This is a genomic window from Staphylococcus condimenti, assembly GCF_001618885.1.
Taxonomy (GTDB): Bacteria; Bacillota; Bacilli; order Staphylococcales; family Staphylococcaceae; genus Staphylococcus; species Staphylococcus condimenti.
Map to the genome: position 1 here is coordinate 547,439 of NZ_CP015114.1, position 22,530 is coordinate 569,968.

General features: G+C 33.8%; 19 protein-coding genes and 1 pseudogene. 2 read left to right on the forward strand and 18 right to left on the reverse strand.

The window, feature by feature from the left end:
• Positions 1-139: 139 nt before the first annotated feature.
• The 5 genes from A4G25_RS02765 to A4G25_RS02785 all read right to left on the reverse strand — a co-directional run bounded on the left by A4G25_RS02765 (position 140) and on the right by A4G25_RS02785 (position 4,770).
• Positions 140-430 carry a thiamine-binding protein gene (locus A4G25_RS02765; RefSeq protein ID WP_047131205.1) on the reverse strand — a complete coding sequence of 97 codons (291 nt, stop codon included), beginning with the start codon at positions 428-430 and terminating at the stop codon, positions 140-142.
• Between the two features lie 82 nt (positions 431-512).
• On the reverse strand, positions 513-1,034 hold the full coding sequence (locus A4G25_RS02770; RefSeq protein ID WP_047131206.1) for a type II toxin-antitoxin system YoeB family toxin: 522 nt from the start codon (positions 1,032-1,034) through the stop codon (positions 513-515).
• Positions 1,035-1,234: 200 nt separating this feature from the next.
• On the reverse strand, positions 1,235-2,101 hold the full coding sequence (locus tag A4G25_RS02775) for a 2-oxoacid:ferredoxin oxidoreductase subunit beta (protein ID WP_047131207.1): 867 nt from the start codon (positions 2,099-2,101) through the stop codon (positions 1,235-1,237).
• A complete protein-coding gene (locus A4G25_RS02780; RefSeq protein WP_047131208.1) occupies positions 2,088-3,863 on the reverse strand; it encodes a 2-oxoacid:acceptor oxidoreductase subunit alpha in 1,776 nt (591 codons plus the stop codon). Before A4G25_RS02780 ends, A4G25_RS02775 begins: the two co-directional genes overlap by 14 nt.
• A 106-nt stretch (positions 3,864-3,969) precedes the next feature.
• Positions 3,970-4,770, reverse strand: a complete 801-nt coding sequence (locus A4G25_RS02785; RefSeq protein ID WP_047131209.1) for a TIGR00282 family metallophosphoesterase — start codon at positions 4,768-4,770, stop codon at positions 3,970-3,972.
• A 260-nt stretch (positions 4,771-5,030) separates the two neighbouring features.
• Between A4G25_RS02785 and A4G25_RS02790 the strand changes: the two genes are divergently transcribed.
• Complete coding sequence (locus tag A4G25_RS02790; RefSeq protein WP_047131210.1) at positions 5,031-5,249, forward strand: hypothetical protein; 219 nt, start codon at positions 5,031-5,033, stop codon at positions 5,247-5,249.
• A 62-nt stretch (positions 5,250-5,311) separates the two neighbouring features.
• Here A4G25_RS02790 and A4G25_RS02795 read toward each other — a convergent pair whose 3' ends face one another.
• Complete coding sequence (locus A4G25_RS02795) at positions 5,312-6,136, reverse strand: LysR family transcriptional regulator (protein WP_047131211.1); 825 nt, start codon at positions 6,134-6,136, stop codon at positions 5,312-5,314.
• 121 nt (positions 6,137-6,257) lie between these two features.
• On the opposite strand from A4G25_RS02795, the gene A4G25_RS02800 reads away from it, so the two are divergent.
• Positions 6,258-7,250: a YeiH family protein gene (locus A4G25_RS02800; protein ID WP_047131212.1), complete on the forward strand. Its 993-nt coding sequence runs from the start codon at positions 6,258-6,260 to the stop codon at positions 7,248-7,250.
• A 533-nt stretch (positions 7,251-7,783) separates the two neighbouring features.
• Here the strand turns inward: A4G25_RS02800 and rny are convergent.
• The 12 genes and pseudogenes from rny to rnjB all read right to left on the reverse strand — a co-directional run bounded on the left by rny (position 7,784) and on the right by rnjB (position 22,483).
• Positions 7,784-9,343 carry a ribonuclease Y gene (gene rny, locus A4G25_RS02805; protein WP_047131213.1) on the reverse strand — a complete coding sequence of 520 codons (1,560 nt, stop codon included), beginning with the start codon at positions 9,341-9,343 and terminating at the stop codon, positions 7,784-7,786.
• 274 nt (positions 9,344-9,617) lie between these two features.
• Positions 9,618-10,685, reverse strand: coding sequence for a recombinase RecA (gene recA / locus A4G25_RS02810; RefSeq protein ID WP_047131214.1), 1,068 nt, complete (start codon positions 10,683-10,685; stop codon positions 9,618-9,620).
• Between the two features lie 171 nt (positions 10,686-10,856).
• A complete protein-coding gene (locus tag A4G25_RS02815; RefSeq protein ID WP_047131215.1) occupies positions 10,857-11,999 on the reverse strand; it encodes a CinA family nicotinamide mononucleotide deamidase-related protein in 1,143 nt (380 codons plus the stop codon).
• Between the two features lie 148 nt (positions 12,000-12,147).
• The gene (gene pgsA / locus A4G25_RS02820) at positions 12,148-12,729 is read right to left on the reverse strand and encodes a CDP-diacylglycerol--glycerol-3-phosphate 3-phosphatidyltransferase (RefSeq protein ID WP_047131216.1); all 582 of its coding nucleotides are present in this window, start codon (positions 12,727-12,729) and stop codon (positions 12,148-12,150) included.
• Positions 12,730-12,759: 30 nt separating this feature from the next.
• The gene (locus A4G25_RS02825; RefSeq protein WP_047131217.1) at positions 12,760-13,158 is read right to left on the reverse strand and encodes a helix-turn-helix domain-containing protein; all 399 of its coding nucleotides are present in this window, start codon (positions 13,156-13,158) and stop codon (positions 12,760-12,762) included.
• A 21-nt stretch (positions 13,159-13,179) separates the two neighbouring features.
• Positions 13,180-14,019: a DUF3388 domain-containing protein gene (locus A4G25_RS02830; RefSeq protein ID WP_047131218.1), complete on the reverse strand. Its 840-nt coding sequence runs from the start codon at positions 14,017-14,019 to the stop codon at positions 13,180-13,182.
• A 128-nt stretch (positions 14,020-14,147) separates the two neighbouring features.
• A complete protein-coding gene (ymfI, locus tag A4G25_RS02835; RefSeq protein WP_047131219.1) occupies positions 14,148-14,855 on the reverse strand; it encodes an elongation factor P 5-aminopentanone reductase in 708 nt (235 codons plus the stop codon).
• Positions 14,855-16,141, reverse strand: coding sequence for an EF-P 5-aminopentanol modification-associated protein YfmH (gene yfmH, locus A4G25_RS02840; RefSeq protein ID WP_047131220.1), 1,287 nt, complete (start codon positions 16,139-16,141; stop codon positions 14,855-14,857). The genes ymfI and yfmH overlap by 1 nt, the downstream gene beginning before the upstream one ends.
• Positions 16,138-17,366: pseudogene (gene yfmF / locus A4G25_RS02845) on the reverse strand (EF-P 5-aminopentanol modification-associated protein YfmF). Before yfmF ends, yfmH begins: the two are co-directional and overlap by 4 nt.
• A 59-nt stretch (positions 17,367-17,425) precedes the next feature.
• Positions 17,426-18,148 (reverse strand): GntR family transcriptional regulator, encoded by a 723-nt coding sequence (locus A4G25_RS02850; RefSeq protein ID WP_047131221.1) that lies wholly within the window; start codon positions 18,146-18,148, stop codon positions 17,426-17,428.
• 2 nt (positions 18,149-18,150) lie between these two features.
• Positions 18,151-20,550, reverse strand: a complete 2,400-nt coding sequence (locus tag A4G25_RS02855; RefSeq protein ID WP_047131222.1) for a DNA translocase FtsK — start codon at positions 20,548-20,550, stop codon at positions 18,151-18,153.
• 259 nt (positions 20,551-20,809) lie between these two features.
• The gene (gene rnjB, locus A4G25_RS02860) at positions 20,810-22,483 is read right to left on the reverse strand and encodes a ribonuclease J2 (protein ID WP_047131223.1); all 1,674 of its coding nucleotides are present in this window, start codon (positions 22,481-22,483) and stop codon (positions 20,810-20,812) included.
• Positions 22,484-22,530 lie beyond the last annotated feature (47 nt).

Genomic DNA, 22,530 nt, shown 5'->3' on the forward strand with positions numbered 1-22,530 from the left:
CTATATCCCCGATTAATCATTACTTCATTATATATGGTTTAGTCAAAATGTGCAAAATGATTCCGGAAATAAAAATAGACTTTTACCTTTATAGCAATAGCTTAAGATAAAAGTCTATTCATATTAAGATTAAAAAGTCTTAGTCGTATTTTCCTGTTAATTCCTCCATAGTAATACCTGTAGGTACATAATAAAATCTCACTTGGCTGATAACTCCCGGCACTTCCAATTCAACCATTCTGTCATTGATGTTTTGAATTAAAATTAAACACTCGCTCATTGTGCCTTGAACCGTTGTTTCTAAAGGTGCTACACGAAAATCCAATCCGGATTGCTCAATAATCGAAATCGCTTCATCTACGTATGGAATAACATCTTCGCCATTAGGTGTTTGAGGTAAAACTTGAATACTCATTAATGTATCTTGCATATCAAAATTCCTCTTTTCATTCAGTAGTTACTTTAAATGTATCAAATTTTAAATGAAGTGTGTATTTGTATTGTATGAATATTTATATAGTATGGTAATAACAACTTATTATAATAAGGCGATTTTCAACTTCTTTAAAAACAAGGCGATGAATATCGTCTATTGCTATCGATTTAAATCCTCCAGATTTTACTCTTTTAACCATTAATGGTACTGGTTTATTACCTTTATCGTACGGTATATTTCCTTTAATCTGTTGAATTCTTTTATTAAACTTTTCAACTAAATCTTTGTTGCGACTTTTAAAATGTGTATGATCTTGATTAGCAGATTCTGTGAAGTCTATCAACATGCTTTCGTCTACAAGTACTTTTACTAAATCCCCGTTTACATAATCTCGTATGCATTTCCCCAAATGTTCACGATTGGCAGCGGTTTTAAGTAAATATTTTCTTTCTTCTTGTCCTTCTTTATCTATATCATTATCTTCACTTTGGTTATTTAAATAATCAGGATAATGGCCTAAGCAGTTTGTGAATATGTTGTCTAATAATCTTTGTTGCTTAGCACTTTCTTCATCATTTCTATTAATCTCTTGTGTCATTTATCCACCTCTTTAATACGACATATTTCACAATACCCAATTAAAGTGGCTTACCAAACGTTTAATCAACTCATTTATTTTTATTAAATAAAATAATTTTATAATTATGTATGGAAACTACATTTCGAAAAGAAAAAGCTTTCATCATGTCTTTATAGGTTTATACCCAGTTAACAACATAATGAAAGCTAATATATTTATTAAATAAATTGTTTTGTTAAGTCTTCAAATTGTTCTTTATCAATTTTGATATCTTGTTTTGCTAAAGGTTCACCATTCATTTGTTCAATTTGAGATTCATATGATGGTGTTTCTTTATCTTGATATACAATACCAGTCACAAGTGATTCATGATCAATTACAGTTTGGATTGCATTATTTTTATCTGTTGCATCATAATCTTCAATATCATCAATAGAAACCAAATGTTCTTTAAACCAATCATAAGTGTTCACTTTATTATAAGTTACACATGGAGAAAAGACGTTTACAAATGAGAAACCATCATGATTGATAGCTTCTTCAATAAGTTTAGTTAAACCTTTGATATCACTTGAGAAGCCTTGTCCAACAAACGTTGCTCCAGAAGATAAAGCAAGTTCTAAAGGCGCTACATTTTGTTCGATATTACCTTTAGGAGTTGTTTTTGTTACAAATCCTGGCGCAGAAGATGGTGATGTTTGTCCTTTAGTTAAACCATAAATTTGGTTATCCATAACTATATAAGTAATGTTCATATTTCTACGTAAGGCATGAATTGTATGACCCATACCAATCGCATAACCATCTCCGTCACCGCCTGAACAAATTACGGTTAAATCTTTATTCGCCATTTTCACACCTTGTGCTATTGGTAAGGCACGGCCGTGAATAGCATGCATACCATATGAGTTTACATATCCTGATAAACGTCCTGAACAACCAATACCAGTAATTAATGCTACTTCTTCAGGTTCTAATCCAACATTCGCTGCAGCTTTTTGTATTGCAGCTTGAACTGAGAAGTCACCGCAACCTGGACACCAGTTTGGTTTAACGTTATTTCTAAAATCTTTAAATGTTGCCACTTGTACCCACTCCTTCAGTCTCTTTGGCAATCTCTAATCCTTTATCTTCAATTTCATGCGGTAAAAATGGTGTGCCGTCATATTTTGTTTGTTTGATTAATTTACCGTGAACATTAACATTCATTTTTAATATATTTGCTAATTGACCTTGATAGTTGTGTTCAACTACAACAACTTTTTTCGCTTTATCTACTGCTTCTTGAACAATCTCTGATGGGAATGGATGTAATTGTCTAATTTGTAAATGATTTACTTTTACACCTTGATTTTCAAGACGTGTTTTTCCTTCTTGGATAGCACCTTTTGTTGAAATAAATCCAATATATAAGATATCCGCTTCATCATACGGTTGATCATCAATAACAGGTTCACTAATTAATAAGTTTTCTGTTTTACGCATACGTTTATCCATTTGTTCTTGACGGTTTTGCGCAGACTCACTTGGTTTACCTTCTGGGTTGTGTTCCACACCAGTAACGTGATGAATGCCGCCTTTTACACCTGGAATAGGTCTTGGAGATACTCCGTTAGCAGTAAGTGCATAACGTTTGAAATAAGCTTTATCGTCTTCTTCTCTTTCAATATCTCCTTGTAAAAGCTCACCTCGTTTGATTTCAATACGGTCGTAGTCTAACTGCTCAACTGTTTGTTTACCTAATGCTAATTGCAAGTCACTTAAAATAATGACAGGACATTGATATTCTTCAGCTAAATTGAATGCTTCAACAGTTAAATAGAAAGAATCCTCTGCATCAGTTGGTGCAATTACAATTTTCGGGATATCGCCATGTGTTCCGTATATCATTTGCATTAAATCTGATTGTTCTTCTTTAGTAGGCAAACCAGTAGATGGTCCTCCACGTTGTGTATTAATAATAACGAGTGGTGTTTCAGTCATACCAGATAAGCCGATTGATTCCATCATTAATGATAAACCAGGACCTGCTGAAGCTGTAAATGCACGCACACCAGCATAGTTTGCACCAATTGCCATTGTAGCAGCTGCAATTTCATCTTCAGTTTGGATAACAGTACCGCCAACTTTTGGCAGATTATCAATCATATACTCCATAATTTCTGATGCTGGTGTAATTGGATAAGCAGCCATAAATTTAGAACCCGCAGAAATCGCACCTAAACCTACTGCATCATTACCAATCATATAAAGATGCGGTTCAGAATCACTTGGTTCCAAGTGATAGTCGCCTTCTAATTCTGGCATTTGTTCTTTCATTGCATCATAACCTTGGTGTAAAGCTTGAATATTGCTTTCTACAACTTTTTCACCTTTTTTACCAAAAGTATTTGCAATAAACGCTTCAAATGATTTAATATCCAAATCCATAATGGCACAAGTTGCACCAATAGCTACCATGTTTTTCATTAACTTAGTTCCTAATTCTTTTGCAATATCAGTAAAAGGAAGAATAATAAGTTGTGCTTTACAATCTTCAGGTTTAGAAGGTTTAGCTTTCGCATCAGCAATAATCACACTGTCATCACGCATTTCATGGTGATTTAACTCAATTGTTTCTTGGTCGAATGCAACGAGAATATCTAAATCATCACTAATAGCATGAACTGGCTTTGTTGATACTCTAATTTTATTATTGGTATGTCCGCCTTTAATTCGGCTTGAGAAATGTCTGTAACCGTATAAATAATACCCTTCACGGTTCATAGCTGTGGCAAAGATTTCCCCTGTCGACTCGATTCCTTCACCTTGTTGACCGCCAACTTTCCATGATACTTGTGATTTCATACCTTTGCCTCCTGTAATTTAATTCACTATTAATCATAACAAAATAAACCACTGTTTTACTATATTCACAGTGGTTTTACTTTAAATTCATACTAATGGACGATACTTATTTTAACATGTCGAATGGATGATCTTCATTAATTAAAATTCGTTCAATATTTTTAGTTTGACCATCTTTGTTTAAATCAATCACAACACCAGATAAAACTTCTCGGCCTTCATCAGGAACAACATGTCTTTGAGGAAGGCTTGAAATAAATCGATAAATGACTTCGTCTCTGTTAATTCCTAAAATACCATCATAAAATCCTGTCATGCCTACATCTGTAATGTAACCTGTACCGTTTGGAAGAATGCGATTATCTGAAGTCTGAATGTGTGTATGTGTTCCAACAACAGCACTTGCACGACCATCTAAATACCATCCCATCGCATTTTTCTCCGATGTCGTTTCAGCATGAAAGTCTACAAAAATATATGGTGTTTCTTTTTGTGCTTCTTCTATTAATTGGTCTGCTTTTTTAAAAGGATCATCTATGTCTTGCATAAATGCACGTCCTTGAAGATTGATAACTGCTAGTTTATCTTCGTTTATTTGTATAAAACGCATTCCGATACCAGGTGCCACATCAGGAAAATTAGCTGGTCGTACCATGCGTTTTGCTTCATCGATAAATTCATAAATTTGACGTTGTCCATAAGTGTGATTACCCATGGTCATAAAATCAACGCCTTCTCTTAATAATTCTTTATAAATTTTTTCAGTAATCCCTTTTCCGTGTGCAGCATTTTCTGCATTCACGATTGTAACTGTGGGACGATATTGCTGTTTAAGTTTCGGTAAATAAGTTGAAATCGCCTCTCTACCTACTTTACCGACAATATCACCGATAAATAATATTCTCAAAGTGCACTCATCCTCTCTTATTAGTTAGTTTAATAGAAAAGGTCAATATTGAAAAGTCTATAATAAGCAAGATTCCACTCTTACATTAACTTTTCCCAAAAATATATTTAATTTTATGGAGAGGGGGTAAAGAATCATTAAGACAAGACATAGCGAGATTGTTCAAAAATACGTCAATTATCGCTTATCGCGATACTTTTTTGAAAATTGTTTCTATGTTATGATTTGTCTATCAAATTTATAGGAGATGTAATAACTAAATGTCAATTAACATTGATCCCGAAAAGTTTGCAGAACTTGTACTTCAATCAAATCCTTCAAAAAGTGAGGACCCAGAAGACATCGCAAAAGACTCTTTAGAACTTTATATTAACGCTTATCGTTTAGCTGAAAGATATGCTAATCTATCATCTAATGCTTTCGATACGTGCGAAGTTTTAAGAGAAGTTAAAAACACAGATTTATTACTAAGCAAATAATTAATTAAAAAAGATAAAGCAATCATAGGACATGCCTAAGCGGTATGTCCTATTTTTATTGCCTATTCCTCTATAAATTTATTAATTAATATCTCTAAATTCTGATCAATATATTTATTTGTATGTGTTAAAAGATAAAAATATCGTTCAATGTTTAAAGGTATAATCTCTAGTTTTTCTTTATCAAAAGGTGTTAATGTTTTTTTTGAAACTATAGAAAAACCGTAACCATCATGAACCATATTCTTAATTAAAGTTGTGTTATTTATCTCAACTAAAAATGGATGGAGTTCAAACTGTGCTAATCCTTCTTCTTGATAAATACGTGTGCCAGAACCTTTTTCACGTACAAAACATGTATCCATGTTAAATTGACTTTCTTTTTTACGAATAAGTACCATCTCATCCTTTTCGATTCTTTTACTATCTATCATATTAACCTGTATTTCTTTTTCTATAATTCCAATATCAATTATATTACGCTTTATATTTTCGATAACATGTTCAGAATTATCTAAATGGACGTGTATATGCAAATGAGGGTATTGGTAAGCCAAATCAGCAAGTTTTTGAGCCAAACGGTATTCACCATATGTATAACTACTGCCTATCGTTAGTTCTCCGGATACAGTACGCGATGCTTGTTTTAGATCTCTTCTAAGTGTTTCTTCCAAGTGCTTTTGTTTTAAAGCGTACTGGAATAACTTTTCTCCATCACTAGTTAAAGTCATACGAGAATGTTTAAATTCAAAAACTTTAACATCATATTCAACTTCCAATTTTTTAATATCTCTGCTAACAGATGGTTGTGATGTATAAAGATTTTCAGCAGCTTTCGTGAAACTTTGTGCTTTTACCACTTCAATTAGTACTTTAAATGGATCCATTATTGATTTACCTCCCCTACCCTACTGAAGATTATAACAAATTTGTTATAACTATTATACTAATTATTTATTTCAAGATATAAAGTTAAGGTGCTAATCTTAAATCAAAGGAGATGATGTAATGACTGCTTCAAAAAATAAATATTTCATCCTTGGTATTGTCTTTACGCTCATCATTGCAATTATAAGTTTAACTTTATCTAAAGTACCCATTTTAGATAAAGTCGGTGCGCTAACAATCGCTATTTTAATTGCTATATTATATCGACACTTTAAAGGTTATCCAGAGAAATACAGAACTGGTATTGAATTTTCCTCAAAACGTTTATTGAAACTTGCTATAGTCTTATATGGTCTGAAACTAAATATAAATGAAATTATAACTAAAGGTGGAACTTTACTTCTTGTAGATATTGGAGTAGTAATTTTCAGTTTAACTGGCATTTACTTTTTGAATAAGTGGATTAAAGGAGATAAAAATCTAGGTATTTTACTAGGAATCGGCACTGGCATTTGTGGAGCTGCAGCGATAGCCGCAACAAGTTCAATTCTAAAATCACGCGAAAAAGACGTAGCAATTAGTATTGGTATAATCGCTTTAATCGGGACTATCTTTTCACTTGGTTATACAGTTATTGATAGTTTTCTACACTTAACACCACAGTTATACGGTGCTTGGGCTGGTACTAGTTTGCATGAAATTGCACATGTAGTACTTGCAGCAGACTTTTCAAGAGATAAAGCACTAAGTATTGCTTTATTAGGCAAACTAGGTCGTGTATTCCTCCTGATACCCGTCAGCATTATTTTAATAATAATCATGAAATTCCGATCTAAGAACAGATATGAAAGCCAAAAAATTGATATTCCTTACTTTTTAATTGGATTTGTAATTATGGCCATAATTCATACGTACATTGTTATACCTCAAACGCTTATGTATGTACTCGATTTCATCACTAATCTCTTTATGATGATGGCTATGGTCGCTTTAGGATTAAATGTCTCATTTAAAGATTTAAAGAACCGTGCTTTTAAACCATTAATTGCTGTCATAGTTATATCACTTTGTTTATCCTCACTTATATTTTTAATATTGAATTCCATCTACTAAGTTATATGTAAAGGCGAGATTTTTACTATTTCTCGTCTTTTTACTTTTCTAAATTTGGAAATAATAAAACCCCAGACCTTCTTGGTCTAGGGTTATGATTTCAAAAATTATTGGTTCTATACTAAATCGGACTGGTGAGAAAATCACTCGTCCGCTTTTTTGATATAAAAATAGCGCAATTATCTCTATAATTTAAAGTGACCAAACCCAAATTAAAGGAGATAAGTTGCGCCTATGAATCATTTTATATCAACTACACTGAGAATTAAAGATAAAAATATAGATTTCGACACTAAGATTGAAAAAAAGAGTATAAAGTAAAAATATGTCTATTTTACTTTAAAAAATTGACGTACGTTCCTGAACACTGTGAAAATTGCGAATTTAATAATACCGACCACTTCATTATAAAAAAAAACGAAATGAAAGAATACCCGTATTACGATGCCTAAGCTATCTGAAAGACAGTTCTATTTGACAGAGAGCCAAATAAAACCCTAGACCTCATTGGCCTAGGGTTATGATTTCAAAAATTATTTTGCATATTCAATTGCTCTCGTCTCACGAACAACTGTCACTTTAATATGTCCTGGATATTGTAGTTCATCTTCTATTTGTTTTTTAATATCTCTCGCTAGACGATGTGCTTTCAAGTCATCAATTTCATCAGGTGATACAATCACTCTGATTTCTCTACCAGCTTGAATTGCGAATGCTTTTTCAACACCATCGTAACTTTCAGATAAAGCTTCTAAACGCTCTAATCTTCTAATATAGTTTTCAAGTGTTTCTTTACGTGCACCTGGACGTGCTGCAGATAAAGCATCTGCTGCTGCTACCAAGATAGAGATAATTGATGTTGGTTCTACATCACCGTGATGAGAGTGGATTGCATTAATAACTGTTTCACTCTCATGGTATTTTTTAGCAAGTTCAACACCGATTTCAACATGACTGCCCTCAACTTCATGGTCAATAGCTTTACCAACATCATGTAATAAACCAGCTCTTTTAGCCAATGTCACATCTTCACCTAATTCAGCAGCTAACATTCCTGTTAAGTGTGCTACTTCAATAGAGTGTTTCAAGACATTCTGACCATAACTTGTTCTAAATTTCAAGCGACCTAAGATTTTAACTAAATCTGGATGCATATTGTGAACATTGATTTCAAATGTTGCCTGTTCACCGGCATCTCTGATAATATCATCTACTTCTTTACGCGCTTTTTCTACCATATCTTCAATACGTCCTGGATGAATCCGTCCGTCTGAAACTAAGTTAACTAACGCTGTACGTGCAATTTCTCGTCGAATTGGATCAAAGCCAGATAAGATAACAGCTTCTGGTGTATCGTCAATAATTAAATCAATACCTGTTAATGTTTCTAATGTACGAATATTTCGACCTTCACGACCGATAATCCGTCCTTTCATTTCATCATTAGGCAAGTTTACTACCGATACTGTAGATTCTGACGTATGTTCAGCTGCTAAGCGCTGAACAGCTGTAGCTAATAATTCTTTTGCTGATTTATCAACTTTTTCTTTTGCTTCATTTTCCTTTTCTTTAACAAGTACTGCAATATCTTGTGACAGTTCTTCTTCAACACGCTGGAATTGTTCGTTGATTGCTTCTTCGCGTGTGAGACCGGAGATGCGTTCTAATTCTTGTTCGTGCTTCATTATTATTGATTGAACACTACTCTCTTTTGCATCTACTTGTTGTTGTTTTTCTTCAATTTTCGATTCTTTTTGCTCTAAAATCTCATCTTTCTTATCTAATAGATCAGACTTACGCTCTAAGTTATCTTCTTTTTGAAGGAGTCGGGCCTCTTGTTTTTGAAGATTACCACGTATTTCACGAAGTTCATTTTCGGTTTGTTCTTTTAAACGTTGATTTTCTTCTTTAGCCTCAAGTAATCTCTCTTTTTTGAGATTATCTGCTTCTTTGTTCGCCTGATTTATAATATCATCTGCAGTTTGTTTTGCTTGAACTTGTTTCTCATGCAAAACTTTTTGGGCTGCAATATACCCTACAACAACTCCTAGAATACACCCCAGCAAAATGAGTAGGAGGGTTAATAAATTCACACAAACACCTCCTTTTTCTAGGATTTTGTTTATTTGTATATCAGTTTCAATATGATTATATGAAGTTATATAAGAATCATACATACTAATTGTACTTTTTAAATACAAGGAGTGTCAAGGTTAATAATTGGTGCTCACTATTTAATTCAAAATATTGTGTTTAGAAATATATAGTTATATTTTTATCTATAAAATTCGTTTTAAAATAATACGATTAAAACTATGTAAAAAAAGAGCCTGCACATTAGAAAACAGGCTCTTTTTGACTATTTATCTATTCTTCATCAAATAAATTTGTATTTTCATTTTTCTCTGCTTCAGCTTGTTTTTCATCTTTTTCTTCAACATCGCCATCGAAAATACCTAGCTTTTGTCTTAATTTATTATCGATATCTTGTTTAATTTCAGGATGCTCTTTCAAATAATTTTTGACGTTTTCTTTACCTTGTCCCATTCTGTCTCCATTATATGAATACCAAGCACCTGATTTGTCAACGATATCATTTTCAACACCTAAGTCGATTAATTCGCCTTCTTTAGAAATACCTTGTCCATACATGATATCAACTTCAGCTACTCTGAACGGAGGTGCTACTTTGTTTTTAACAACTTTAATTTTAGTACGGTTACCAACAATTTCCTGACCTTGTTTCAACTGCTCAGCACGACGTACTTCTAAACGGACTGAACTGTAGAATTTTAATGCTCTACCTCCAGGAGTTGTTTCAGGGTTACCGAACATAACACCGACTTTTTCACGGATTTGGTTGATGAAAACAGCAGTACAATTTGATTTAGAAATGGCCCCAGAAAGTTTACGTAATGCTTGAGACATTAAACGTGCTTGTAAACCAACATGAGTATCTCCCATTTCACCTTCAATTTCAGCTTTAGGTGTTAAAGCTGCTACTGAATCGACAACAATAATATCTACAGCACCGCTTCGAACAAATGCTTCAGCAATTTCTAAACCTTGTTCACCATGATCTGGTTGAGATAAATATAAGTTATCGATATCTACACCTAATGCTTCAGCATAAACAGGGTCTAATGCATGTTCAGCATCGATAAATGCTGCAACTCCGCCTTGTTTTTGTACTTCAGCAATAGCATGTAAAGCTACAGTAGTTTTACCAGAACTTTCTGGACCATAAATTTCTACAATTCTTCCTTTAGGGTATCCACCGACACCTAAAGCGTTATCTAATGTTACAGAACCGCTTGAGATACTTGAAACGCGACGTGCTTTATTGTCGCCTAATTTCATAACTGCACCTTTACCAAACGATTTCTCCATATTCTTAATGACAGTATCTAGCGCTTTTTGACGTTCATTATCCAATATTGGACCTCCTAATCGAGATTTAGTCTCTTAATTATCTTAATTAATACTATACAGTGTTTGATGACAAAATACAAGTAATTTGCGAATGTTTGTTCGATTGTTTTCATTTGAAAATCATGTTTAAGCGAACATCCGTACCTATTTTTGAATTTTTAAGCCGCTATTATCTCAAGAAAATAAATTAATAAGACGGATGTAGACATAATTTGGCGTTCTGTGTTTAACTAAATTTCTTTTTTGTGTCATTACAAACGATTCACTCTCGAAACCTTTTTCTGTCAGCACACCTAAATGCACTTTTTCGCCATCATACAATAATGAAATGCCAATTTCTGTTTGATAAAAATCTCTTACATACGCTGCAGAAAGTTTCAAACGTTCTTCAAGGGTTAAAGTACTGCTTACATATTTATCATTATCCAGTAACATACCTTTTAATTGGTTGTCTTTATCATACTCTTTAAGTCGTGAATAAATCTCAGCTGAGGTTACACCATCGTATAACGCAAAATCACCTGGTATTTTAGCTAAAACAGCTTGTTCAATTTTAGTATGATCAGAACCATAATAATATTTGCCAATACGTTTAAGAATTTCTTCTTTAACAGGTGCAATCAGTTTTTCGCATTCTTCTTGGTTTCTGCCATTCGCTGTTAAACGCGTAGAGACTTCATGAGGACCTGCTAATGGCGCAATAGTTGGATTAGACTGATTATCTATTAGATCCATTAATTCTGTTTCTACTCTTGATTCCCCGATACCCGCAAATCTTAATTGTTCAGAAAAAATAAGTTTATCTCCTTCTAATAAATAAGGAAGCAGCTCATTTTCGGCCATAGGCTGCATTTCTTTAGGCGGTCCGGGCATTAAGGCAACACGTTTGCCATCTTCCTCCACTAACATACCAGGAGCCATACCTACTTTATTAGGAAGCACTTTTGCGCCTTCTATCACTAAGGCTTGTTGTTTATTGTTTTCACTCATTTCTTGATGTTGCTCTTTAAAATAATTTTCAATATATTCTAATGCTTCATTATCAGTCACAAGCTCTTTATCAAAAACTTTAGCTACTGTGTGTTTTGTTAAATCGTCTTTTGTAGGCCCTAAGCCCCCTGTCATGATGACAGTGTCATTTTCTTCTAAAGTTTGTCTTAACAAACGTTCTAAACGTTCTGGATTATCACCGATGACCGCTTGTTCCATAACATTCAAGCCGACACCATTAAACAATTGCGCTAAATATTTAGCGTTTGTATTCAGTATTTGACCTAATAATAATTCTGAACCAACTGCTACAATTGAAATTTTCATATTTATTCCCCCATCTTCAACATGGTTTCTCTTCCTAATCTACACAAAAATAAGGATGTCACAAACACAGTCATTTGTGAACTCATTTGCACTGCAAAATGTCAAAATGAAAAATGACTGTATTAATAACATCCTAAATGTTTGATTCTTATTGATGTTGTTTAAAAACATCTCTGCCTTTATAGAAATATTCAATTCCAGACAGGATTGTAAAGAATACGCCGATATATAATAAAACTTGGCCTAATGGGAAACCGATCCACATTGCTAATGGTTCACCAAGTAAAATCCATACCAATGCAACCATTGTAACTGCTGTTTTAATTTTTCCAAGTTGGCCAGCAGCACTAACGAATCCTTGTTCAATTTGTAATAAACGTAAACCTGTTACTGCAAATTCACGTGCAATGATTATAATTGCTACAACTGAATTTGTTAAATCTAATTGTACAAGTACAATTAAAGCACTCGCAACAAGTAATTTATCTGCTAGCGGATCTAAGAATTTACCCATATTAGTAACTAAATTCCACTTACGCGCTAAATAACCATCAGCAAAGTCACTTAATGAAGCAACGATGAAGATAATTCCGCTGATAAATTGTTCAATACGTATTTCATAGCCGCCGATAAAACTTATATTGCCAAAGCCGAAATTTACTAAAGCAAATAAAATAAATACCGGTATTAAAATTACCCTAAAGATTGTAATCTGATTGGGCAGGTTCATAATATTACTCCTCACTTCTAACTTATCATATTATAAAAAGAGAACTGCCAATACCCATAATACTGCTGTTAAAATAATAAATCCTGATAACCAAATGACAAGTTGTCTCGAATCATTATTTTGTGTTTTATACATAGGTGGATTGGGTCCGCTGAATTGTTCAATTGATTTATCATATTGACGTTCAGCAGATTGAGGCAATTCTTCTCTATGATGATGAATTAATGTAGATGAATCTGTGTTCACAGCCTTCGCATATTTCATAATAATTCCTTCAGCGTAATTCGGATTATTCAGAGCTTCAAAATCATTATTTTCAATCAAAACTAGCGTTTCTCGTTTTACGTTAGTCTGTTTTTCTAATTCATTTAAAGTCATCCCTAGACGTTCTCTTTTTCCTTTTAAAGTCTGTCCGATAGTATTGCTCATCCGCTTACACTCCTTGATTCATTATTCGAAAAATCCAAAGCCTCCGCCAAACTCATCAAAAGTATCTCCAAAATCTAAATTGTTTTTACTTTTCACTGTTTTTTGTTTCATATGTTCATATTTAATCTCTTGATCATCAGTTTCTCGCAATTCAATAATATAATCAAAATCATCGAGTTGATAATCACAAGATTCAACAAACAAATCTGGATGTTCGACTACTTTAATAGCCGGTAAAGTCATCACTTCATCTACTAATTGACGATGTTTAGGATCTTGTTCCCTAGCAGTAACTGCGCCATCGATAATATAGACATGTTCAGGCCCATATTCTCCTTTTAGCAGCGAATTTCTAACTGTTTGCTTAATCAATGTTGAACTGATAAATAACCAACGTTTATGTGCACAAACACTGCCTGCTACAATAGATTCAGTTTTACCTACACGCGGCATCCCTCTGATTCCAATCAATTTATGGCCATCTTCTTTAAAAATTTCAGCCATAAAATCAACAAGCAATCCTAAATCTTCACGTTCGAACCTAAACGTTTTTTTATCATCAGCGTCTTGTTTAATATAACGACCGTGACGTACAGCCAAACGATCTCTAAGCTCAGGTTTACGAAGTTTTTTAATTGATATTTCATCAATTTGCTTCACAATATCCTCAAAACGACGCATTTTATCTACACTTTCGGCTCTGATCAGCAGTCCTCTGCGGTTTTGTTCGACACCATTAATAGTCACAATGCTTATTCCCATCATTCCGAGAAGACTTGAGACATCTCCTAATAAGCCCGCTCTATTAAATGTAATTTCATATTCTAAATACCATTCAATTTTACGTTCTGGTGCTATCATGTTTTTCCACGCCCCTTAGTTCAAACATCGAATAGAACAATTATGATGCATCTTTACGTCCTATGTACGAGTGAAAGATATCTACATTATAGCATTATCTCATGAAATATGAATATAGAAATCAATAACTAAATATACCATCCGCCATTAACTTTTTGTACCGTTCCAGTTACACTCTGCGCCATCGGATGATATAAATATGCACACGTGTAAGCGACTTCTTCCGGCGTAACCATACGTTGCTGCGGCAGGTCATTAATAATTTCTGCCCGCTCGATGTCTGACCATTCATCTGCCATATTTCCGCTCACAAATCCAGGTGCCACAGCATTAACTGTAATATTTGTCAGTGAAAGTTCTTGGCTAAGCGCTTTTACAAAACCGATTTGCGCTGCCTTCATCGTTGAATAAACAACTTCCATGCTTGCACCAGTTTCTCCCCAAATTGAAGAGATAACAATGATTCTGCCGTTGTTACTTTTTCTCAATTGATTAATAAACCCTCTAGTGAGTTGAATCAAACTTTTAACGTTGATGCGGTAACACTGGTCTACCAGCGTATCATCCATATCTTGTACCATTCCATATAAACTTTGCCCAGCTGCATAAATCAAACAATCTAGATTTTGAATAAACTCAAAATGCTGCATTATACCTGAAGTATTTTGTGATAAATCACATTGCACAAAAGAAACTTTTTGATGTGCATATTTTTGTTTTAACGCAGTTAAATCAGAACGGTTGTAGTGAATAATCACTTCGTAACCATCTTCTAACAATCGGTCTACAATAGCAGAACCTATTGAGCCTGAACCACCGATAACAAGCGCCTTCATTACTTTTTAATCTCCAATCGGCTATCAGTAATTTGGTTAAAGTTCAAGCTTTTTTGTGAAGCTTCATTAATGCTTTCTAAAGTAATACTATCTACAATATCAAGCATATAAAATAAGCTGACACCTTCGAAATACAATTTTGTATATTGATTTGCAATATATTCAGGTGAGTTGAGACTTGAAATAAATTCACCAATAAATTGTTTTTTCAATAATTCAAAGGCTTCTTCATCTTCTAACTTCCCGACTTTACTTTTTAATTCATCTAAAAGTAATTGTTTTAATTGAGAAGGATCTGGAGTCGAACTTGTAATTAAAGAAAAACTATATGTAGGTTCCATCACAAATTGATAACCAAATGTATCGTCAATCAAATCATCATTTAATAATTTTTGATAGAAATCCGTTTCTTCTCCTAAAACCATTTCAAAAAAGAAAGTCATTTCTAAATCACGTTTCATAAACATTTCTTTAGAGCCTTCAGGAGGTATATTTTTGAAACCTAACATTAAACGAGGAATTTGGATGTTCATTTCCTCAAGGATTGTTTCTTGCTGTACTTCATTAGGTTCTACAAGTGGATCACGTACAATTTCAGGTTGATCGCTTAATTCGCGTTTTGCTTCGTGCTCACTAACTAGATTATTTATCTTTTCTGGATCCACATCCCCAACCACAAACATAACCATATTAGATGGATGATAGAAAGTTTTATAGCACAAATACAAATCGTCTTTTGTAATGTTATAAATACTTTCTACGCTGCCTGCAATATCAACTCGTACAGGGTGTTCTGAATACATTGCACGTAAAGTATTAAACATTAATTTATATCCAGGTTGTTCTTGGTACATTTTAATTTCTTCAGCAATAATCCCCTTCTCTTTTTCAACAGTTGCTTCTGTAAAATATGGTGTCTCTACCATATTCATGAGACGAAGAATATTTTTCTCAACATTAGAAGTTGCACTGAATAAGTAACTTGTTCGGTCGAAACTTGTAAATGCATTAACTTGTGCATTATCCTCAGCAAACTCAGTGAATAAGTCGCCTTCTTCCTTTTCGAACAATTTATGTTCTAAAAAGTGTGCTACACCATCAGGGACAGTTACGAATTCATTATTCCCAAGTGGTTTAAACTTATGGTCGAGAGAACCAAATTGCGTAGTATATGTTACAAAAGTTTTTTGAAAACCTTTTTTAGGAATAATAAATAGCTTTAAACCATTATCCATTTGGCTTTCATAAACAGTTTCGTCTATTAACTCATAATATTGTTTGTTCACTCTGCTTCATCCTCCTTCGTCAATACATAAACCGTATCCAGGATGGCACGTTGCGTTAAATTAATAATATCCTCTTTAGTCACTTCATGAATCTTTTGGCCATAATTTCCATTTGTTAAATCTTCAGGCAATAGAATTTGGTTATGTGCAATTTCAACCATACTTTTTGGGCGATCTTGTGATTCATTACGTTGAGATATTAAGATTTTTTTAGCAAGTTCCAATTTTTCTTCTGTAAATTCACCATTTTGGAATTTTTTAAATTCATCAATGATTGTTTCTTTTGCTAATTCATATTTTTCAACAGCTACACCGCTAAGCACGAACATATAGCCGTTTTTCCATCTATTTGTGAATGAATAGAATATGTTAAACTTTGTTTCTCACGCACTTCATTAAACAATACAGAAGACGGGTCTCCGCCAAACATAGTATTAAAAACTACAAACGTATAGTAATCAGGACGGCCATAATATGTAGGGAATCTAAAGCCGATATTTAATTTTGCTTGGTCTAATTCATCGTATTCAATAATTGTTTGCGGTAATTCATCCTCAGAATGTTGTGCTTGAATCACATGTGAAACTTGTGTAAGCGGTTGAATATTAAACATATTCTTAATTTTTTCAGTAACAATATCTGTATCAACATTCCCAACAACATAAACTGCACAGTCATCATTTTCAAGCATGGATTGATATGTATGATATAACGATTCAGGTGTTACTTTCGATATGTTTTCGCTTAATCCTGATGCTAAATAACTGTATGGTTGATTACCAAACATATTCTCCATTAATTTCAAGAATGCCAATTGTGATTTATTATCATTAACAGAGTCCAACTTTTTCTTCAATAATGTTTTCTCTTGTTGGACAAAAGTTTTATTAAACTTTCCATCTTCAACAATCGGATTATAAATAATCTCTTTCAACAATTCTAATCCTTCATCAAACAATGGATCTTTATGTTTAAGATATCTCTCATTAACAATTTCTAATGTAAGTGTAATGACATGCTTGTCTTTAAATTTTGTTACGAAACTATTCACATAAGCACCGTATAATTCAGATAATTTACGATTGAACGCTTTATCTGTCGGCCATTTTTTAGTTGCTCTTACTAAAAGCTTACTTAATAAAGAACGTGACGTCATAGTCTCTTCATCTAAGGGTGCCATAAATTTAAAAGTCACTAATGTGGTTTTAAACTTATCTGTCGGCATAACTTTGATTCGCGGTTCTTTGTTAGATTCTAATTGTTTATTCAAACTTTCCACCTCTTTTATTCGGATTCTGTTTCTCGAACTGTTTTAAATTTAACCACTTCGCTCTTGAAGTAATTAAATGAAAACAGAATCGAACGATGATCAGCATCATAATGAATTTGTTTTAATAACATTAATGCTTCATTAGGTGCAGCTTCTAAAGCTTCAGATACTCTCGGCTCATAACTAACAGATTCAATTTCAGTTTCTGAGTAAGCAATCGTAATATCAGCATTTTCTTTAATGGCAGTCAGAATGGATTCATCATGTGCTTGAAAAGCTGCACAAGTTAAATAATCAGTTGCCACTTTATCTAAACAATAAACGACCGGGCGGCCATTCGCTGTACGAATACGTTCAATTAATGTGACAAATTCACCTTCTTTTAAGTTCAAAGCCTTGCGGTCAAATCTAGTAGAAGGCTGCTGATCTAAGTTCATAAAAATAGTGCCAGCTTGGTATCCTTCATTTTCAATCATTTTACCGATACTTAGAAGTTTATCAAGAGGATAAAAGAAAGGTTGTGCTTCTTTAACAGTTGCCTGTGCTTCAAAACTTTGAGTTAATACTTGTTCAGTAATCAATTCATCAATTGCATCATACACATCATCTGTCTTAGCATTTACCTCTCTTGCAATGAATAACGTACTAGGAACCGGATCCCCCGGTTGCAAAGTACCATCATCAATAGCGTTTAAGATCCATTCTTTAATTCTGTATATAGAATTTGTATTTGTCATCTTTACACCTCACCATTATCTAAATCTACTAATACTTGTCTAGGTTTGCTTCCTCTTTGCGGGCCGATTACATTATTGCTTTCTAAATCATCCATTAATCGTGATGCTCTGTTATAACCAATTCTAAATTGTCTTTGTAATAAAGATGTACTTGCTTTTTGTTTTTCGATTACAAACATATAAGCTTCTTCATATAAAGGATCTTCACTCTTAGCATCAGCTTTATCAGTAGGTGCATCAGGTTCCATTTCTTTTACATAATTAGCTTTTTGTTGTTCAACTACATAATTCACAATGTTTTGTACTTCTTCATCACTTAAGAAAGCACCTTGAATTCGTGTTTGTATTGAACCGCCATTACCGAAGTACAACATATCACCTTTACCTAACAGTTTCTCAGCGCCGCCTCTATCAATAATCGTTCTAGAGTCGGTTTGCGAACTTACTGCAAAAGCGATTCTCGATGGAATATTATTTTTAATCAATCCTGTAATTACATCCACTGATGGACGTTGTGTGGCGATAATTAAGTGAATACCTGCTGCACGCGCCATTTGTGTAATACGTTGAATCGCATTTTCTACATCTTTACCAGCTACCATCATTAAGTCTGCTAACTCATCTACAATAACGACGATATAAGGAAGTTCAGATTGTTTTTCATCTAATTCTTCATTTTGTCGTTTTAAGTATTTGTTGTAGCCTTCAATATTTCTTGTTCCAGTATGTTGGAATAAATCATAACGACGTTCCATCTCAGCTACAATCTTTTCAAGGGCTTGAGAAGCCTTATGTGGATTAGTAACAACTGGAATTAATAAATGCGGAATACCGTTATATACATTCAATTCTACCATTTTAGGGTCAATTAGCATTAATTTAACCTCGTGAGGTTTCGCATTTAATAAAATGCTTGCAATAATACCATTGATACAAACGGATTTACCGCTACCTGTTGAACCTGCCACAAGTAAATGCGGCATTTTATTTAATTCAACACTTATTGGGTCGCCTGATATATCTCTACCCAAACCAACCTCTAATTTATTCTTAGAAGGGAATTTTTCTTCTAGTACTTCTTTTAATGATACTAGAGAGATTTTATCATTTGGCACTTCGATACCTACAGCTGAGCGTCCTGGAATTGGTGCTTCAATACGTACATCCTTCGCGGCAAGTGCAAGTGCAATATCATTATGCAAGTTAACAATTTTGCTGACTTTCACACCTTGAGCAGGCTGTACTTCGTATTGTGTGACAGCTGGACCTATCTTAATTTGTGTCACTTTTGCATCGACATTGAAGTTTTTTAAAGTCGTTTCTAATAAACGACCTTTCTTTTGAACTTCTGCTCTAGAAGTGGTTTTTTGTTTAGCTGGTGTGTTTAAAAGTGTCAATGGCGGTAATTTATACGCTGCATTTTCTACTTCTCCTGCATCTGAAATAGAACCCATATCTTCTTTAGATGTTTCTTCAGGTACATCCTCAACTAATTGTCGTTTTGGTCGTTTGCGCGGTGATTCAGTCATCACATTTTGCGTTGCTTCTTCTTGTTCATTTCCTTGTTGTTTTAATTGTTTTTCTTTGTCATTATGTCCGTAAATCGGAATAGCACTATCTGCTTTTTCTGATTCAGGAATTGGAATTTCAGTAAAGTCGCTGACATCCTTAACTTCCTCTTGTTGGGCTTTTGCAGCTTCTCGTTCTTGTTTTTCAAGTTCTTTTTCTTCTTTTCGTCTTCTTTTCTCTTCTGCACGTTCTGCTTGGCGTTCTTTACGCTCTTTTCTATGTATCGCTGCAGATTGGCTTCCGGTCTTCAGTCTTTCTAAGAAGACTTTCGCTACATCACGATGTCGTTGTTTATTTAACAGAATAATACTAGAGATAAACAGAATAATTGTAAAAACAACAACACCAACAATAGATACAAGCGGGATGGATAAATGGACTAAATAATAACCAATCACCCCACCACCGAAGTTTGGAAAATGTGTTTTATCATATTGACGATACACATACGATAAAACGGGTTCTCTATCGCCTGCAGCGCCTTTAGCAAATACTAAATATAACTGCGTGGCAAATAATAATGCGAATTGCAATACAATTGATCCTGTTAATCGGCGTGTCTTTGGTAATTTACCATTATACGCAAGAAATCCTGATGCTAATATCACCAGAATATAAGTTAAATATCTGCTATATCCAAAAAGATAATTGAAAAATGAATCGATTACTCTGCCGATAATACCTAATTGGAAGGCACCTAGAACGACTAAGACTACAGTGATAATCGCCGCAATATAGCGCAAAGGCGCTTCATTTTGTTGCTTTTTAGAAGATTTCTTCTTAGCAGTTGTCTTTTTCTTCGTGCTTGTCGTTCTCTTTTTTCTTTGTGCCAAAACATACACCTTCTTTTCAATATATAATTACGTGTGCTTCTATGTATTTTTAATGAATAAGACTTTTTAAAATGCCGTTATAGTCTTGTCATTAAGTATTTTCCATCTATAATACTATCCTTCTATTTTAACATTTATAGCAAAATACGTGCTACTTTCTTAATAATTAAAATACAATAAATAATATGAAATGCTATGGCAACCCCTTTTGAGGATACCATAGCATTTGTGTATCTTTTTATAGATACGATTTATTCAATTAAACTTCTGAAATGATTGGAATAATCATCGGACGTCTTTTAGTATTCTCAAATAAGAGTTTACTGATTTTATCACGCATGTTCTGTTTGATTTCAGACCATTCGATACGACGTTCTTGTAAACCTTGCTCTACGATTTCACGAACTTTTTCTTCCGCTTCTTTCAACAATTCTTCACTTTCACGTACATATACAAATCCGCGTGATTGAATTTCAGGCCCCGCTGCGATTCTTCTATTTTTCGGATCAAGTGTAACAACTGCAATAAAGATACCATCTTCTGCAAGCAAATGACGATCGCGTAAAACGATATTACCTACATCGCCTACACCAATACCATCAATTAACACATTTCCTGATTCTACTTTTTCATTTAAAATCATATCTTCGCCATCATAATTCAACACATCGCCTTTTTCAGCTAAAAAGATTTTCTCAGGCGCAACACCTGCTTCAGCTGCTAATTTAGCATGTGCAATTTGCATTTTGAACTCGCCTTGGACGGGAATAAAGTATTCTGGCTTCATGATGTTAATCATCATTTTGAGTTCTTCCATGCAGCCATGGCTGGAAGCGTGGATTTTTTTGTTATTTGGAATAATATCTGCACCAGCACGAGCTAACTCGTTTAATGTATCACCAATGATAACTTCCATGTTTGCTGAAGCTGTCATGGCTAAAAAGACAGAGTCGCCTGGTTCAATATTCATTATTTTGTGTTTTTGTCTTGCCATTTGATTCAATGCTTCCACAGGTTCGCCTTGCATACCTGTCGCAATAATGACAACTTCATTCTTAGGATAATTTTCAACTTCATTAATTGGAATCAATAAATCTTTTGGAATATCAAAATATCCCATTTTTCTAGCGATATTAAATGATGATTCTAAAGAACGTCCTAAGAAGGATACTTTACGGTTTAATTTATGTGCAATATTCAATACTTGTTGAATGCGAATAAAGTTAGAAGCATAACAAGAAACAATAAGTCTTCCATTCACTTTTGTAAATGCATCTAACATATGAGATTCAATTACATTTTCCGGTGTATTATAACCTGGCTTTTCTGCTTCAGTTGAATCACTGATTAATGCAAATACACCTTCTTCGCCAATTTCTGTCATTTTCTTCAAGTCCGGTGCATAGTTACCGTGCAAGCTTTGATCAAATTTAAACTCACCTGTGTAAACAATTGCACCATATGACGTATGGATTGTTACACCTAAGCTGTCTGGGATACTGTGTGTTGTATTGAAGAAAGATACGTTTACATTTTTGAAACGCATGACAGATTCATCATTTACAGTGTAATAGCGAACTTTTTTATTGATATTGCGTTCTTTCATATTTTCTTTTACTAACGCAAGCGTCAATTTTGAACCATAAACAGGTGCGTCGACTTGTTCTAAAACGTAACTTACCGCACCAATCGCATGTTCATGTCCATGTGTAAGGAAAATACCTTTTAATTTATCTTTATTTTCTATGACATACTGAATATCTGGAATAACAACATCGACACCCAGCATTTCATCTTCTGGGAACATCAACCCTGCATCCAGCATAAACATTTCATCGTCTACTTCGACGATATACATATTTTTCGCAATTTCACCCACGCCGCCAAGCGGGATGATGCGAATATCATTATTCTTTTTCTTTACTAAATTCAAAATGTTACCTCCTATTTATAATTCCCCGACCATATAAGTATTCATAT

What these genes read in the sequence shown, in the direction of transcription:
- A4G25_RS02815 (WP_047131215.1), bottom strand. Translation starts at nt 11,999, where the DNA reads ATGAAAATTTCAATTGTAGCAGTTGGTTCAGAATTATTATTAGGTCAA.
- A4G25_RS02800 (WP_047131212.1), top strand. Translation starts at nt 6,258, where the DNA reads ATGACTGCTTCAAAAAATAAATATTTCATCCTTGGTATTGTCTTTACG.
- A4G25_RS02770 (WP_047131206.1), bottom strand. Translation starts at nt 1,034, where the DNA reads ATGACACAAGAGATTAATAGAAATGATGAAGAAAGTGCTAAGCAACAA.
- A4G25_RS02790 (WP_047131210.1), top strand. Translation starts at nt 5,031, where the DNA reads ATGTCAATTAACATTGATCCCGAAAAGTTTGCAGAACTTGTACTTCAA.
- ymfI (WP_047131219.1), bottom strand. Translation starts at nt 14,855, where the DNA reads ATGAAGGCGCTTGTTATCGGTGGTTCAGGCTCAATAGGTTCTGCTATT.
- A4G25_RS02825 (WP_047131217.1), bottom strand. Translation starts at nt 13,158, where the DNA reads ATGAGCAATACTATCGGACAGACTTTAAAAGGAAAAAGAGAACGTCTA.
- A4G25_RS02850 (WP_047131221.1), bottom strand. Translation starts at nt 18,148, where the DNA reads ATGACAAATACAAATTCTATATACAGAATTAAAGAATGGATCTTAAAC.
- pgsA (WP_047131216.1), bottom strand. Translation starts at nt 12,729, where the DNA reads ATGAACCTGCCCAATCAGATTACAATCTTTAGGGTAATTTTAATACCG.
- A4G25_RS02830 (WP_047131218.1), bottom strand. Translation starts at nt 14,019, where the DNA reads ATGATAGCACCAGAACGTAAAATTGAATGGTATTTAGAATATGAAATT.
- A4G25_RS02795 (WP_047131211.1), bottom strand. Translation starts at nt 6,136, where the DNA reads ATGGATCCATTTAAAGTACTAATTGAAGTGGTAAAAGCACAAAGTTTC.
- A4G25_RS02780 (WP_047131208.1), bottom strand. Translation starts at nt 3,863, where the DNA reads ATGAAATCACAAGTATCATGGAAAGTTGGCGGTCAACAAGGTGAAGGA.
- A4G25_RS02765 (WP_047131205.1), bottom strand. Translation starts at nt 430, where the DNA reads ATGCAAGATACATTAATGAGTATTCAAGTTTTACCTCAAACACCTAAT.